Source organism: Cyanobium sp. WKJ7-Wakatipu (assembly GCF_024345355.1).
GTDB lineage: Bacteria > Cyanobacteriota > Cyanobacteriia > PCC-6307 > Cyanobiaceae > Cyanobium_A > Cyanobium_A usitatum.
In genome coordinates, this window is the sequence record NZ_JAGQAY010000007.1 from 60,036 (window position 1) to 72,438 (window position 12,403).

Annotated in this window: 17 protein-coding genes; 1 reads left to right on the top strand and 16 read right to left on the bottom strand. The window is 66.5% G+C overall.

Annotated features, from left to right (window positions below; translation table 11 throughout):
* The 10 genes from KBY83_RS06325 to KBY83_RS06370 all read right to left on the bottom strand — a co-directional run bounded on the left by KBY83_RS06325 (window position 1) and on the right by KBY83_RS06370 (window position 7,575).
* Complete coding sequence (locus KBY83_RS06325; RefSeq protein ID WP_193486089.1) at window positions 1-177, bottom strand: hypothetical protein; 177 nt, start codon at window positions 175-177, stop codon at window positions 1-3.
* An 84-nt stretch (window positions 178-261) separates the two neighbouring features.
* Window positions 262-846: a 5-formyltetrahydrofolate cyclo-ligase gene (locus KBY83_RS06330; RefSeq protein WP_255018792.1), complete on the bottom strand. Its 585-nt coding sequence runs from the start codon at window positions 844-846 to the stop codon at window positions 262-264.
* Entirely contained in the window at window positions 843-1,316 is a 474-nt protein-coding gene (gene ruvC, locus KBY83_RS06335) for a crossover junction endodeoxyribonuclease RuvC (protein ID WP_254935977.1), read from the bottom strand. Before ruvC ends, KBY83_RS06330 begins: the two co-directional genes overlap by 4 nt.
* A 3-nt stretch (window positions 1,317-1,319) precedes the next feature.
* Window positions 1,320-2,090 (bottom strand): phosphatase PAP2 family protein, encoded by a 771-nt coding sequence (locus KBY83_RS06340; RefSeq protein WP_255018793.1) that lies wholly within the window; start codon window positions 2,088-2,090, stop codon window positions 1,320-1,322.
* 77 nt (window positions 2,091-2,167) lie between these two features.
* Entirely contained in the window at window positions 2,168-2,791 is a 624-nt protein-coding gene (locus KBY83_RS06345) for a hypothetical protein (protein ID WP_255018794.1), read from the bottom strand.
* 8 nt (window positions 2,792-2,799) lie between these two features.
* A complete protein-coding gene (bchI, locus tag KBY83_RS06350; protein ID WP_255018795.1) occupies window positions 2,800-3,888 on the bottom strand; it encodes a magnesium chelatase ATPase subunit I in 1,089 nt (362 codons plus the stop codon).
* Window positions 3,885-5,348: a DUF3370 domain-containing protein gene (locus tag KBY83_RS06355; protein WP_255018796.1), complete on the bottom strand. Its 1,464-nt coding sequence runs from the start codon at window positions 5,346-5,348 to the stop codon at window positions 3,885-3,887. Before KBY83_RS06355 ends, bchI begins: the two co-directional genes overlap by 4 nt.
* The gene (locus KBY83_RS06360; RefSeq protein ID WP_255018838.1) at window positions 5,345-6,325 is read right to left on the bottom strand and encodes a serine hydrolase; all 981 of its coding nucleotides are present in this window, start codon (window positions 6,323-6,325) and stop codon (window positions 5,345-5,347) included. Before KBY83_RS06360 ends, KBY83_RS06355 begins: the two co-directional genes overlap by 4 nt.
* A gap of 105 nt (window positions 6,326-6,430) precedes the next feature.
* Window positions 6,431-7,192 (bottom strand): RNA methyltransferase, encoded by a 762-nt coding sequence (locus KBY83_RS06365; RefSeq protein WP_255018797.1) that lies wholly within the window; start codon window positions 7,190-7,192, stop codon window positions 6,431-6,433.
* Window positions 7,189-7,575, bottom strand: coding sequence for a c-type cytochrome (locus tag KBY83_RS06370; protein ID WP_396093539.1), 387 nt, complete (start codon window positions 7,573-7,575; stop codon window positions 7,189-7,191). Before KBY83_RS06370 ends, KBY83_RS06365 begins: the two co-directional genes overlap by 4 nt.
* A 75-nt stretch (window positions 7,576-7,650) precedes the next feature.
* On the opposite strand from KBY83_RS06370, the gene petG reads away from it, so the two are divergent.
* Window positions 7,651-7,761 (top strand): cytochrome b6-f complex subunit V, encoded by a 111-nt coding sequence (petG, locus tag KBY83_RS06375; protein ID WP_094559756.1) that lies wholly within the window; start codon window positions 7,651-7,653, stop codon window positions 7,759-7,761.
* A gap of 15 nt (window positions 7,762-7,776) precedes the next feature.
* On the opposite strand, the gene rsmD is transcribed toward petG, so the two are convergent.
* The 6 genes from rsmD to KBY83_RS06405 form a co-directional block, all read right to left on the bottom strand.
* Window positions 7,777-8,355, bottom strand: a complete 579-nt coding sequence (rsmD, locus tag KBY83_RS06380) for a 16S rRNA (guanine(966)-N(2))-methyltransferase RsmD (protein ID WP_255018799.1) — start codon at window positions 8,353-8,355, stop codon at window positions 7,777-7,779.
* Window positions 8,352-8,975 (bottom strand): imidazole glycerol phosphate synthase subunit HisH, encoded by a 624-nt coding sequence (hisH, locus tag KBY83_RS06385; protein ID WP_255018800.1) that lies wholly within the window; start codon window positions 8,973-8,975, stop codon window positions 8,352-8,354. Before hisH ends, rsmD begins: the two co-directional genes overlap by 4 nt.
* Window positions 8,972-10,006, bottom strand: coding sequence for an LOG family protein (locus KBY83_RS06390; RefSeq protein ID WP_255018801.1), 1,035 nt, complete (start codon window positions 10,004-10,006; stop codon window positions 8,972-8,974). Before KBY83_RS06390 ends, hisH begins: the two co-directional genes overlap by 4 nt.
* A gap of 53 nt (window positions 10,007-10,059) precedes the next feature.
* A complete protein-coding gene (gene trxA, locus KBY83_RS06395; RefSeq protein WP_106501486.1) occupies window positions 10,060-10,383 on the bottom strand; it encodes a thioredoxin in 324 nt (107 codons plus the stop codon).
* A 210-nt stretch (window positions 10,384-10,593) separates the two neighbouring features.
* Window positions 10,594-11,757: a GuaB3 family IMP dehydrogenase-related protein gene (locus KBY83_RS06400; protein WP_106501487.1), complete on the bottom strand. Its 1,164-nt coding sequence runs from the start codon at window positions 11,755-11,757 to the stop codon at window positions 10,594-10,596.
* A 65-nt stretch (window positions 11,758-11,822) separates the two neighbouring features.
* Window positions 11,823-12,359 carry a CAAD domain-containing protein gene (locus KBY83_RS06405; protein WP_255018802.1) on the bottom strand — a complete coding sequence of 179 codons (537 nt, stop codon included), beginning with the start codon at window positions 12,357-12,359 and terminating at the stop codon, window positions 11,823-11,825.
* Between the last annotated feature and the right edge of the window lie 44 nt (window positions 12,360-12,403).

Genomic DNA, 12,403 nt, shown 5'->3' on the forward strand with positions numbered 1-12,403 from the left:
TCAGGAAGCTTGCCAACGACTATCGCTGCTTTTGCCGGCCTGCACCATCCGCACCATTGAGCTCACCATCATCGAGAGGGCGTCGTGGCTTTGGCCGCGCTCCTGAAGTTCGGCAGCCAAGACCCTTTCTGGGACCGAGGCGTAGCTGCAGGGAGCAGTAAAAGCTTTGAGATCCAAGGCGTGGCCTGTTCTATGAACTGATCCTGGCAAACAGCCGCTCGCAGTGCGTCCCGTGTAAAGGCATTGTCAAGAAGGGTGCCCTCAAGAAGGGTGCCCGAGGCCGTCTTCATCGATCCAGCCCTGCAGGGGCACATCCCAGGGGTCGCATGGCAGCTGCTCAACGCGGCAGCCCCGGGGCAGCACCGCCAGGGCCGGCACCTGGGCCCAGGTGGGGTCGGCCCGCAGCCGGTCGTACCAGCCGCCGCCGTAGCCCAGGCGGATGCCAGCACCATCGCAGGCCAGAGCAGGAATCAACAGCAGGCCCAGTTGCTCCGCGGCTAGCGCGCCCTCGTCAGGCGCTGCGGCTCGGGCCGCTGGGGCGGGGATGCCGCAGCCATCGGGTTCCAGGGCGTCGCCGCTCCGCCAGGGGCGGTACACCAGCCGAGCCGCCGAATCGCCGGGGGCGGCGGTGATGGCCGGCAGGGCCAGCTGGTTGGGCAGTAGGGCCTGCAGCGAGCGCAGGTCGACTTCGCCGGCCAGGGGCCAGTAGAGACCCAGGTGGCGCCCGGGGGGCAGCAGAGCAGGACAGTGCCGCCGGACCTGGGCCTCGATGGCGGGCTGGGCCTCCGGCAGCAGGGCCAGGCGCCGGGCCCGGAACTGCTGGCGCAGGCTCGCTTTGGCGCTCATCGCTGAAACCAGCCGGTGAGGGCCGCGGCGAGGGCGTCGGCGGCGTCATCGGGGCGGGGTGGGGTGTCGAGGTTGAGCTCCCGCATCACCGCCTCGAGCACGTCGTCCTTCTGGGCGTGGCCATGGCCGGTGAGGGCCAGCTTGATCTGCATCGGCGGAAACTCCACCACCGGCACCTTGAGCCGCGCCAGGGTCATCATCAGCACGCCGCGGGCCTGTACCACCGAGATCGTGGTGCTGGAGCGGTAGAAGAAAAACTTTTCCACCACCGCCAGCTGGGGCTGCCAGGTGCGGATCAGCACCCGCAGGTCGCGGGCGATCTCCACCATCCGCTCCCCATCGCTGCGTCCAGGATCGGTGCGGATGATGCCGCAGTCGAGCAGGTGCTGGGCGCCGCCGCGGTGCTCTTCCACCTCAATCATCCCGTAGCCGACGCGGGCCAGGCCGGGATCGATGCCGAGGATCCTCATGGTTCAGCGCAGCATCGGCGGCAGGGCCTTGGCTGGAACTGCCCGCAACAATTCGAGCTCCGCCCGTAGCGCCGGATCCTGCCGGAAGGCTCGCCACTGGGGACTGGCGATGATCTGCAGGGCGGCGTCGACACCGAGGCGCTGGCCTGCCTCCACATCGGAGGGGTAATGCACGCCGCACAGCACCCGGTTGGCTCCACCCTGGCGGCCTACGTGATGCAGGCGCTCGCGACGCTCGGGAAGTAGGTCAGCGAGCAGCTCGGCTGTGCTGCGGAACCACACGGCGTGCCCAGAGGGAAAGGAGCCGGTGTTCTCCCGTGGCAGACAGGGCTCCAGCCCAGGGTGGGCGACGTAAGGACGGATTCGGCCCTGTTGTTGCTTGATCCCCCGATAGGCGCTGTTCACCGGCGCCATGAACGCGTGTAGACCTGCGCTGAGCATTGGCGTGGCCTTGCCGAGCTCAGTGCCCACAGCGCTGCTGAAGACATTGAGGTCGCGGTCTAGTAGCAGCCAGGTGGTGGCCACGATCTCCGGGCTTCGGAAGCGCTGCAGCCACTCCAGGATTGCCAGATCAGCGGCTTCCGCGGCACTGCCTGGCGCTGGAGGGAGGCCAGCGATTGCGGCCAGTCGGCGCTGGTCGAGTTTGAGCTCCGCTGCTGCCGGTTCGGCTTGGGCGGCCAGGCATGTTTGCTGCAGGGCTAGGGCGGCCAGCAGACCAGCTACCCACTGAGACCGCCGCAGGGTGGTGGAACGGTGTGGGGCACAGGTGGGCATGGCGGTGAACGTTTTAGGCAATTGGGGGGAGGCAATATCTGAATCTGAGGATCTGAGGACTTCAGGGCTGGCGATGGTCAGCTCCGCGGTTGCCGACCAGGCTCAAGGAGTGGATCACAGCGCTGCTTGCCATCGAGCAGCTGGGCCTGGCTGTAGGTCCGCACCTCGGGCTGTATTGAGGACGGCCGGTAGCGGAGCACAACCAGCTGGTCGAAGTCGTCGTCGGCGATCGGCGCCATCGCTGGCCAGCCCAGGCCTGCGGCGAGCTGGGGCAGGCGTCGGTGTTCCCAGAACAGCACCACTCTGCCGCCGGCAACGCTCGGATCGGTGAGAATTTGGCGACCTGAGCGGAAAGAATCCTCGCGGGAGGCGAGGTCGATGGCGATGTCTACGCCGGTAGCAACCGCTAGAGGCACGGCCGTCTGGTAACTGCGGGCGTTCTTGCCGGAAATGGGATCGAGATAGAAGCTACGGATCTGGCTGGGGCGCCCAAAACATTGCGGCAGCAGCGAGGCCAGCGCATTAGCGCGCTCGAAGCCCTGCGCCGACAGGTTGTAATTGGACCCCCCAGGACCTTTGTGGCCATGCCGCATCAGCACCACCAGCTCGGGCGTGGCCCGAGCGGAGGGGGCCAGTGGCATCAGGCCGAGACAGGCGCTGAAAAGCATCACCCGGCCGATGCAGTCAGCAGATGAGGCCATGGGGTGCTTCACCCCACCAACGCCAACTCGAAGGCGCTGCGATCGCTGCTGTCGGAGCGCTCGAACACCTTGCAGAACACCTTCACCACCCGGTCGCCGGAGTCGATCGTTTCCAGCGGGTCTTTGCGCAGGCGATGGCGCAGGCAGCAGGCCATGACGCGAGCCACGTCTTCTTCGCCCACTTCGGTGCGACCCTCGAAGGCGGCCAGGGCCCGGGCGGCTCGGTTGGTGACGATGTCGCCGCGCAGGCCATCCACATCCAGCTCGCCGCACACCGCCGAGATGCGAATGCGTAGGTCGGCGTCGATAGCCACTTGATTCAGCAGCTTCTGCGCCGCAATCACCCGGTCCTGCAGGGCGTCCTGGGTGGTTTGCACCGCATTGTTGAAGCCGTCTGGATCGCTGTCGAAGTTGGTGCGCTGATCCACCACCTGCACCCGCAGCTCTGGATCGCGCACGGTGCGCACCTCCACGCTCATCCCGAAGCGATCGAGCAGCTGGGGCCGCAGCTCCCCCTCCTCGGGGTTGCCGGAGCCGATCAGCACGAAGCGGGCCGGGTGGCGCACGCTCACACCTTCGCGCTCCACCGTGTTCCAGCCGGAGGCGGCTGAATCCAGCAGCACGTCCACCAGGTGGTCGTCGAGCAGGTTCACCTCATCCACGTAGAGCAGGCCGCGGTTGGCCTTGGCCAGCAGGCCGGGCTCAAAGGCCCGCACGCCTTCACTCAGGGCCTTTTCGATGTCGATCGTGCCGCAGAGGCGATCTTCCGTGGCGCCTAGGGGCAGGTCGACCATCGGCACCTGGCGGGGCTCCACCGGTAGCTCCTCACCCTGATCGGCGCGGGCGCGCACCTCCGTGCTCTGCAGGTCTGGGTCGAAGGGGGAGCTGTTGTACGGGTCGCCCGCCACCACATCGATTTCGGGCAGTAGGTCCGCCAGGGCCCGGATGGTGGTCGATTTGCCGGTGCCCCGGTCGCCCATGATCATCACGCCGCCAATGCGCGGATCGATCACGTTGAGCAACAGGGCCAGCTTCATCTCCTCCTGCCCGACGATCGCGGTGAAGGGGAAGACCCTGCGCTTGCGAACTGGCGTCACGGACGGCTGGCTGGAGTTGATTCGGATTGTTTCACAGCTGGGTTCATAGCTGGATCTGGAAGCGGCAGCAGGCTGAGCACCTGGGGCGGGGTGGCATCGGCCGGATAGATCAGCCGCACCTGCAGCTGGCGGCTGGCCCCTGGCGCCAGGCTGATGGTGCCAAAGGCGGGGCTGGGTTCACCAGCACGCTGCACCAGATGGAAGCTGCGCCGGCCAACGGGCCTGCTGCCCGGGCTGGCGCCATCAAGGCCCGTCACCTCCACCGTGCCGCGGAACATCACCGGCCGGCTGCCACTAGTGATGCCGCCAATGCTTTTGAAACGCAGGCCACCAATGGCGGCATCGCCCTTGAGCGGCGATTCCAGGACCAGCTGCAGGGTCACCGGCTTGGTCGTGTCGTTGCGCAGGGGGATGCTGAGGTCGTATTCGACGCCGTAGTTGCCGTGGGCGGCCCAGGCCGTGCCTGGGTAAAAGGCCTGCAGCTCGGCGGTTTGCACCTGGCCGGTGCCCAGGGTGCCGCGCTCCAGGCTGCTGATCGGCCAGGAGATCGGCGCCCGGCTCACGCTCAGCCAGTTTTTGCCCGGATCGCTGAGGCGGCTGCGCCAAACGCTGCCCACCTGCACCCCACTCACCCGCGAATACACCATGCCCCCCTTGCTGCCCCGGGGGGTGGGGCTGTGCTCCCGAGGGCTGAGTCCCCCCTCCAGCAGGGCGGCCCAGCTGGCGGCGCTCGGTGGCTCATTGCCGCGGCCAAAAGCCGCCAGGGTGGCCAGGCTCACCGGGGCCGAGCTCTCCAGCCGCAGCTGCAGGTTGCGGCCGTTGAGCAGGGGATCGAGGCCCCGCACCGGCAGGGGCAGCACCAGCAGGGTGGTGGGAGCGCCGGGGGGCAGGGTCCAGCTGGCGGGCAGCTCGGGGCTGCGCTGGCGGGCCAGTAATTCGGTGGCCACCCTGCTGCCGGGGCCGGCCCACACCGGGGTGGTGCCCTGAACCATCAGGGCCGGCAGGGGCAGGAAGGGGGCGCCGGCCTGGCCGGGATCCACCGCTTGGGAGAGGGCAGTCGAGCCAGCCAGCAGCTTCAGAGTTACGGGCCCGGGGCCGCGGGGAGCCGCCAGCACCGCCAGCCAAAGGGTGGAGTAGAGGCTCTCTGGTTTGCCCGCGTAGACGTGATGACTGAACAGATCAAAGCGGCCGTTCAGGGCCACATCCAGGTGGGCTGCAGGCACGCCGCGACCGGCGCCGGGAAAGGTGGAAAGCAGGATCCCGGGCTCGCGAATTAGCTCGGGATTGTTGTCATTCACCAGCAGCACCCGATCCAGGCCGCCGCTCAAGGGCGCCACGGTCTGGGGGCGCAGCAGCGGGGCCGCTGGCTTGGCTTTGGTCTGGCTCAGGGCGGGGGCGGCCAGGCTGGTTAGCAGCAGCAGCGGCAGCCAGCTGACCTGGAACAGGCGAGGGCGGTTCATTTGCGGCCCACCAGGGTTTTTGACACTTCAGCGGCCATGGCGCGGATCAGATCGGTGGAGCGGGGGTCGTTGAACGGACCTTTCACCATGAAGGCCGCCACGGCGCGCTGGCCGTTGGGGAGCTGGATCAGGGCTGCATCGGCGTAGGCGATACCGATATCACCAGTTTTGTTGTAGACGGTGATGCCGAAGCTGAGCAGCTCGCTGTCGGGGTCGGCGGAGTCTTTGCCGAGTCCCTGGAGCAGGCCCAAAGGAATCAGGGTGTTGGTGCGGGAGCTACCCATGATTTCCCTAAACAGGTCCCGAGCCCGGGGACTCAGGCTTTCGCCGATATCCACCATGGCGATCGACTTGGCCAGGTCACGGCTGCTGGTGGTGTTGGTGCCTTCGAGATCGGGCAGCCAGTTGTTGACTGCCGTTGAAGGCAGGCCCATGGCGGTGAAACGCTCATTGAGCGTCGTTTTGCCGCCTAGACGCTTGATCAGCAGGTTGGTGGCGCTGTTGTCGCTCACCCGGATCATTTCGGTGGCCGCTTCAAAAAACGGGAAGCGGGTGCCCACCGGTTTGTTGGCCATCCAGCCGGCTCCGCCGCCCATCACCTCTTTGGTGAGGGGCAGGGGCTCGTTCCAGCGCAACTTGCCGTTGTCGAGGTCTTCCAGGCCTGCCAGCAGGATCGGCGTTTTGATTGAGCTGGCGGCCGGCAGGGGTAGGTCGGGCTGCAGCTGGGCAAAGCGGCCGTCGTCGAGCACCAGCAGGAAGGCGCTGGCGGTGAGGCCTTTCTGGGCTGCTGCCAGCTCGCTCCAGCGCTTGCTCACCGCTGCCAGCTCCGTGCGGGCTTCGAACTGCCCCGGATCGAGGCCCTTGCTGTTGCGGGCTGCGCCGAGGTCGAGGCTGGGGGCCTTGCTGGCGCCTTGGGCCAGGCGGGGGGCCAGCAGCTTGAGGCTGGTGCCGGTGACCACGCCCAGACCAATTCCCATCACCACCAGGCGCAACACCAACCGAAAGGGGCCTCCCCAGCGGTTCTTGGGGCTACGGGGCTGACGGCCAGTGGTCACGGGCCACTCCAACGAAGTGACCTGAAGTTAAGGGGTCTGGCCAGGGTTGCTCCCGCGCTCACTGGCCCAGCGCAGCTGGCGCACCATTCCACGCACCAGGGCCACCTCTTCAGTGGAGATTTGGGCCCGCTGTAGCAGCCCCCGCAGCTTGGCCATGCGGGCGTGGGCAGTGTGGGGATGGAGGAAGCCCACGTTGAGCAGCAGGGCCTCGGCATCGCCGAGCATCGCTTCGAGGGCCTGGCGGTCGCTTGGCTCCGGCAGGGCGCCAACCTCAGGGCTGCTGCCCAGGCTGCTTTCTAAGCTGCTGTCTAAGCAATGCCAGCTATGCAGCACCAGGGCTGCAGCGTGGGAGAGGTTGAGGGAGGCATAGGCGTCGCCGCTGCCCAGGGTGAGCAGCTGGCCAGCCTGGAGCAGCTCGTCGTTGCTGAGGCCCCGATCCTCCCGGCCGAACACCAGGGCGCAGGTGCCCCTGGCCTGGGCCAGCCAGCGCAGGGCCGGCTCCGGTGCTTGCAGGGGTAGGGGCTCGCCGGAGCGTCGACCGCTGGTGGCCACCACCCGGCAGCAGTCGGCCAGGGCGGCGCTGAGACTGGGGAACAGGCGGGCCTGCTCCAGCAGCCAGCCGCCGTGTACGGCCATGCGCCGGGCCTCCTCGCCGAGGTGGTCGCAGCGGGGCGCCACCAGGCGCAGCTCACCGACGTCGAAGTTGGCGCAGAGGCGAGCGACGCTGCCGACGTTGAGCGGCCCGGAGGGTTCCACCAGCACCACGGCCAGCTGGGCGGCGCCGCTCACACAAGACCGTTCAGATAGGCCAGCAGGTCCGCCATGGCCTGGGGTTCCGGTTGGAAGCGGGGCATCGGCGGCGTGCGGCCACTCACCACCTGCTGGATCAACTGGCGGGAGCTCTTGCGGGCGGCGACCCCGTGGAGATTGGGGCCCACCAGCCCTTGGGCGGCGATGCCGTGGCAGCCGGCGCAATTGAGCCGAAACAGCCGGCCGCCCTTCTCGCTGGAGCCGCTGAGCTCAAGGGTCTGACGGCTGTAGGGATCGGCCTGGGCCGCAGGCAGCACCAGCAACACCGCCACGATGCAGGCCGCGGCCGCCATGCCAACCAGGGCAGCGATCAGGCCGCGGCGCCCTTTTGCGGCATCTGGGTTTAGGGGTTGGCTGGTCACAGTTGGTGCGGGGCGCTCGCGGTGTGGGGGATGGGCGTGGAACAATTGTGCCCTGAACGCCTTGTCAGTGCTCCCATGATCGAACCCCTGCTCTGTGGCATCGTGCTAGGTCTGATCCCCGTGACCCTGGCTGGTTTGTTTGTAGCCGCCTGGAACCAGTATCGCCGTGGCACCCTGCTCGACTGAGCTTCAGTCGACACTTCAATCGGTGCTGCAGTGGACTTGATCCAGTAGCAGCAAGCTGGTGCTGCTGTAGCGCCGTTCATCGCGCTTGCTCCACCCGGCTGGAATCTCTGGCAGCTTGGAGCTGGCGCATTCCCAGATCAAGGTGCCGCCTGGCTTGAGCCAGCCTCCTACCAGCACAGCACTGGCTATCTGGGCATAAAGGTCTGCGGCGTAGGGGGGGTCGGCATAGATCAGATCAAAGGCTGCATGTTGATTTGGCTCCGCCAGCCAACGCCCCACCTCGCGGCAGTGCACCGCCCAGGCGCTTGCTTGGCGGCCGGCGTCACCTAGCCCCTGATGCACCGCTTCGAGATTGGTTCGGGTCACTGCGGCGATGCGGCGGTCCTGCTCGATCGCCACAACTCGGCTTGCACCCCGATGCAGGGCTTCGCAGGCCATAGCGCCGCTGCCGCTGCATAGATCCAGCCAGGCGCAGCCGGGCAGCTCAGCTGCCAGCAGGTTCATTACCGCCAGCCGCACCCGGGAGCTGGTGGGGCGGGCGATGCTGCCCGGTGGACTCTGCAGCCGCCGGCCCCCGCTAAGCCGCAGGCTCATAAGGCATCGAGCCAGGCCAGCCAGCGGCGCAGGATCGCCTCGCCGTGGGGGCCTGATTTTTCCGGGTGAAACTGGCAAGCGCCAATGGCTCCCTGCCAGACAGCGGCGGTGACAGCGGTGTCGGCGAAGCGCACCAGGGCGGTGTTGCAGGCCGGATCACTGGGCTCGGCGGCGTAGGAGTGCACGAAATACACCCAGCTCTCCGGGCTGCCGGCCGGCAGCAGGGGACTGGGGTTTGCTGGCACCAGGGGCTCCCAGCCCATGTGCGGAATCGGGTGGCCAGGCCGGCGGGGCAGGGCCCGCACCCGCCCCTTGAGCAGGCCCAGGCCTTCGGCTTCGCCCTCGTCACTGGCCTCAAACAGCAGCTGCAGCCCCAGGCAAATGCCCAGAAGGGGTCGGCCGGCATCGCACCAGGTCGTGATCGCCTCGGCCAGACCACCCTGGCGCAGGCGCTCCATCGCCGGATCAAAGGCTCCGACCCCTGGCAGCACCAGGGCCTTACAGCCATCCATTTCGGCGCCGCTTTGAACGGGCTGGACCGTTGCGCCAAGCCGTTCGAAAGCCCGCTGCACAGAGTGCAGATTGCCCATGCCGTAATCGATCAAGCCGAGGCGACTCATGGGGTCGAAGAACTGGGTTGGCGGCGGCCGGGCTCCGTAAGCAGCTGCTCTGGAGGCACCTCCAGCCCGTTGAGTGTGTCGAGCAGCTGGTAGAGCCGGCCGATGCGGCGGCGATTGAAGTGGAAATTCAGGCAGGGGCGCAGCAGGCCGGCATCGTCGACGGTCTCGCTCGCCTGGATAACACCCTCATCCACCAGATCATCGAACTGCAGGTTGAGGGCAGATAGCTGAACTGGCTGCAGGGCGCAGTTGAGCAGCAGCTCGATGCGGTTGTCGCCCAGCCTGGCGGAGTGAAAAAGGCGATAGAAGCGGCTGATGTGGGCCACTGCCTCCTCGGCACTGTGGGCCTCCCTCAATATGTCGCCGTCTTCGGGGGAGATCAGGCCGCTGGCGGCCAACCCCTGGCTGACATCGCGCTGCCAGCCGCTCCAGAAGGGGTTGCCGGGAGGGGCAAGCAGCACCAGGGGAATCGGCGGGGTGCGGCCCGTTTGGATCAAGGTGAGCGACTCGAATAGCTCGTCGAGGGTGCCGAAGCCGCCTGGCATCACCACCAGGGCATCGCTCTCGCGCAAAAAGAAAAGTTTGCGGGTGAAGAAATAGCGGAAGTGGAGCAGCCGGCCATCGCAGCTGCTCACAAAGCGGTTGGCGTGCTGCTCAAACGGCAGGTCCACGTTGAGGCCGATGCTGGCTTCACAGCCGGCACCGCTGTTGGCGGCCTCCATAATGCCGCCGCCGGCGCCGGTCATTACGTCAAATCCAGCGGCCACCGCATAGCGGGCCAGCTCTTCGGCCAATGCGTAGCTGGGGTCGCTTTGCACCGTACGAGCTGAACCGAAGACGGTGATCTTGCGGGTGTTGCGGCGGGGACGAAAGACCTCAAGGGCCTCACTGATGTCGGCTAGGGCGCCACTGATAAGCCGCCATTCATCCAGGCCACGCTCGTGGCGACCCACCTGCAGCAGGGAAACCAGGGAGCGCTCGATCAGATGCCGCTGGGGGTGGTTTTCGAGCTCATGGGCCAGAACCTGCAAAGGGCTCTGGCCGAAATGGGATGGGTCGCTCAGGACTAGATGCTCAACTGCGCTCAGAGGTACTTGGAAATTGTGGACGACAGGGTTGTTTTAGGCACGGCACCAACCACCGTGTCGACCTTCTGGCCCCCCTTGAAGATCATCAGGGTGGGGATGCTGCGGATGCCGTACTGGCTGGCGACGTTGGGATTTTCGTCGGTATTTAGCTTGAACACTTTGATCTTGCCTTCGAATTCGGTGGCGATTTCGTCGACGATTGGCGCCACCATGCGGCAAGGGCCGCACCAGGGGGCCCAGAAGTCGATCAGCACGGGCAAATCACTTTTGAGCACGTCTTGCTCAAAGGAGGCATCAGTGACAGCAGCGGCGCTGGACATCCTTGCAGGATCAGGGTTTGGCGAATCTAGCAAGGTTGTTTAAGGCCTACCCACGACCGTTGCAGGTCGTGATCCGGTGAGCCTGGGAGGGAGAAGACAAAAGGCCCGGACGCGCCGGGCTGGAGGGTGTGAGGAGTGTGAGAGCCGAAGCTCGCACCTACTGAGGCTAACGCTGCAGTCTGTCCCGCCTGTAGAAACAACCGCCCTTGCTTATTTGCCCATGCCTAGCTGCTGGGCTTTTTGGTAGACCTTGCCTTCAGTGAGCAGGGAGGGGGCGACCACCACCTCCACTTTCTGCATGTCTTTGATGGTGCGGGCGCCGAGGGTGCCCATCGAGGTGCGAATGCAGCCCAGCAGGTTCTGGGTGCCGTCATCGAGACCGGCCGGACCCCGCAGAATTTTTTCCAGGCTGCCGGTGGTGCCAACTTTGATGCGGGTGCCGCGGGGCAGCACCGGGCTAGGGGTGGCCATACCCCAGTGGAAGCCCCGGCCGGGGGCCTCGCTGGCGCGGGCAATGGGGGAGCCGATCATCACGGCGTCGGCGCCGCAGGCCAGGCACTTGCAGATGTCACCGCCGTTGACGATGCCGCCATCGGCCACGATCGGCACATAGCGGCCGCTCTCGGTGAAATATTCGTCGCGGGCGGCGGCACAGTCGGAAACTGAGGTGGCCTGGGGAATGCCAATACCCAGCACACCGCGGCTGGTGCAGGCAGCACCGGGGCCGATGCCCACCATCACGCCGGCGGCGCCGGCCCGCATCAACTTCAGTGCCACCTCATAAGTGACGCAATTGCCAATGATCACGGGCACCCCGAAGGTGCGGCAAAGGTGCTCAAGATCGAGGCTCTCCTGGCCCTCAGGGCCGATGTGCTCGGTGCTGACCACCGTTGCCTGCACGAAGAAAAGGTCGGCGCCGGCTTCGGCGATGGCCTTGCCGAATCGCAGGGCGGCCACTGGAGTGGCGCTCACCGCCGCGATGCCGCCCTGCTGCTTGATCTCGGCAATCCGCTGACGGATCAGGTCTTCCCGCACCGGCTGGCTGTAGAGCTCCTGCATCAGGGGTACGAAGTCCTCCTTGCCCACCGCTGCGATGCGGTCGAGGATGGGATTGGGGTCGTCGTAGCGGCACTGGACGCCCTCCAGGTTCAAAACGCCTAGGGCTCCCTGTTTGCTCAGTTCCACCGCCATGGCCACATCGACCACCCCGTCCATGGCACTGGCGATGATCGGAATCTCGCGGCTGATGCCGCCGAGGCTCCAACTGCTGTCCGTGATAGCTGGATCAACCGTGCGGCCACCCGGCACCAGGGCGATCTCGTCGATGCCGTAGGCACGACGCACAGTGCGGAAGCGACCGAGCTGAATGTCCACCTGGAGTTAACTAATTCGGGTCAAGCTATCAACCAGCCGCCCGCAGGCCGCGGGGCAAGGTGGGATCAGGCCTTGCCGCGGAAGGCTTTCCAGCTTTGGCTCAGACCGCCCAGCAGCCGTTCGCGCTCGCTGCTGCGCAGCAGTTTGGGAATGCCGTAGCGCACCGCCCACACCACCCCAGCTAGCTCGAGCAGGCCGGGCACCAGGGGCAAGCTGTCGAGGGCACCCAGCACGGCGCTGTAGACCCGCACCACCAGCAGCAGGCCCACCAGGCCAGCAAGGATGGTGACCGGTTTGCGGGCCTGGGCCCACAGGTTGTTGAGCTCGTTTTGATCGAGCCACTGGCGCAGCTTGCCCAGCAGCAGATCCCACTCACCACCTTCGCCGCTTTGGGGCTCGGCTTCGTCACTGAACGAGTTGGAGCCTGCGCTGGGACTGGCTTCAATTACCAGGGTGGCGGCAATGCTGGGTTCGGGGGGCGCCGCCTCTGGAGCGGGCTGTTGAACAACCTGTTCAACGACCTGCTCAACAATCTGTTCCACTGGCTGTTCGACTGGCTCTTGAACAGCCCCGTCGGGGTTGGTGGTGGTGTCGTCGGCCATGGCGGGCGGCGCGGCGGGGATTGGAATGTGGAGGTAGCTTAGGT

Bases quoted from the DNA above. Each gene is read 5' to 3' on its own strand.
- KBY83_RS06330 (WP_255018792.1), bottom strand. From the start codon at position 846: ATGAGCGCCAAAGCGAGCCTGCGCCAGCAGTTCCGGGCCCGGCGCCTG.
- ruvC (WP_254935977.1), bottom strand. From the start codon at position 1,316: ATGAGGATCCTCGGCATCGATCCCGGCCTGGCCCGCGTCGGCTACGGG.
- KBY83_RS06340 (WP_255018793.1), bottom strand. From the start codon at position 2,090: ATGCCCACCTGTGCCCCACACCGTTCCACCACCCTGCGGCGGTCTCAG.
- KBY83_RS06345 (WP_255018794.1), bottom strand. From the start codon at position 2,791: ATGGCCTCATCTGCTGACTGCATCGGCCGGGTGATGCTTTTCAGCGCC.
- KBY83_RS06355 (WP_255018796.1), bottom strand. From the start codon at position 5,348: ATGAACCGCCCTCGCCTGTTCCAGGTCAGCTGGCTGCCGCTGCTGCTG.
- KBY83_RS06360 (WP_255018838.1), bottom strand. From the start codon at position 6,325: ATGGGAATTGGTCTGGGCGTGGTCACCGGCACCAGCCTCAAGCTGCTG.
- petG (WP_094559756.1), top strand. From the start codon at position 7,651: ATGATCGAACCCCTGCTCTGTGGCATCGTGCTAGGTCTGATCCCCGTG.
- rsmD (WP_255018799.1), bottom strand. From the start codon at position 8,355: ATGAGCCTGCGGCTTAGCGGGGGCCGGCGGCTGCAGAGTCCACCGGGC.
- hisH (WP_255018800.1), bottom strand. From the start codon at position 8,975: ATGAGTCGCCTCGGCTTGATCGATTACGGCATGGGCAATCTGCACTCT.
- trxA (WP_106501486.1), bottom strand. From the start codon at position 10,383: ATGTCCAGCGCCGCTGCTGTCACTGATGCCTCCTTTGAGCAAGACGTG.
- KBY83_RS06405 (WP_255018802.1), bottom strand. From the start codon at position 12,359: ATGGCCGACGACACCACCACCAACCCCGACGGGGCTGTTCAAGAGCCA.